Here is a 1,184-nt window from a genome sequence, read left to right on the forward strand (position 1 = left end):
GCGACATGGAGCCTATCAAGGAGGTCGTTTTTCGCGTCGGTTTCCATTTCACGAAATTCGAGTTTCCAGACCCACAGGCTGACACCAAACGCCAGATCCATCTGGCGCCTGAAGCCTCGATTTTGCGTAGGCGGCAGCCTGCACGCGCCGCGGCTTCCCCGGAGCGCCTCATGACCCGGCCCCACGTCAGCGCCCTCCTAGGCGCCACAGCCCGCGCGATGGCCGAGGTCAAGACTCGCCACTGCCCGCCTCCGCGCGAAGTCCGGCAATCTGGAGCTCGAGCTGTGACTGCCCGCCCCCCATGCGCCGACGGCTGCCGCTACACCCTCAACGGTCAGGGCCTGCAACTGCGTTGCCTGTCGGATGCCGCGAGGAGATGCGCCGGCCAGCTCCGCCACCAGAACCACCCGCGACTGCCGACCAGGTCGCAGAACAAGATTCCATGTTCGGCGTRCTGCCGCCGAGGACGAAACCATGACCGCACGACAGTTCTACCTTGACCGGGCCGCCGTGGCCGAAGCCGTTGCCCTCTCTGAATCGACAGTCGAGAAGCTTGTGCGCGAGAACGAATTTCCGAAGCCGCGCACGCTTTCAGGCCGCCGGGTGGCTTGGCTGGTGCGCGAGGTCGAGGAGTGGGCCGAGAACCGGCCCGTTTCCGAGCAGCTGCCTCCCAAGAACACCGGTCGGCGCCGAGTCAGCGCTGGCGCCTAGAACAACGGCTCGTTGTCCAAGCTCGATTGCAGTACCGGTGCGTTCAAACCGTATGTGCTCACGACTCTTCGAACCAGCTGCGTAAACCAAGGGGGACAAGTCGGCGCTACGTAKACCGCCTCGATCAATTCATCCAGCGCAATTGGCTTCGAGATGCCCAGCGGCGGAACAAATGACCGGTCGAAAGTGCCAGTGATCGGATCTATCGGCGCTCGAAACACAAATGCGCGCAACTCATGTTCATGTGCAAATGAGCGGCGCTTGTGGGTGTACTGGTAGAAGAGGCTGGACGTATCGATGGCGGTCGTCTCGAAATCAATGTAGTGCACAACGCCGACGCATGTCTCATCGTCCAAGGCGCGATCGAGTCTCGCAAAGGAAGTCCTTATTGCCACCGCCTCTTTGGTCTGCGCATATAGCTTCCACATCGCCGCTGATTCACCCTGGTTCATGTGCCAGCAGCTGATGTACGC

2 protein-coding genes are annotated in these 1,184 nt (G+C 61.6%); one reads left to right on the forward strand and one right to left on the reverse strand.

Annotated features, from left to right (window positions below):
• Positions 1-474: 474 nt before the first annotated feature.
• Entirely contained in the window at positions 475-711 is a 237-nt protein-coding gene (locus AC1DY5_RS56395) for a helix-turn-helix transcriptional regulator (protein WP_478122832.1), read from the forward strand.
• Here the strand turns inward: AC1DY5_RS56395 and AC1DY5_RS56400 are convergent.
• Positions 708-1,184: hypothetical protein (locus AC1DY5_RS56400; RefSeq protein ID WP_478122833.1), on the reverse strand; the 477-nt coding region annotated here is incomplete at its 5' end. The genes AC1DY5_RS56395 and AC1DY5_RS56400 overlap by 4 nt on opposite strands.

The sequence above is a fragment of the Variovorax sp. P4_D9 genome (assembly GCF_056401695.1).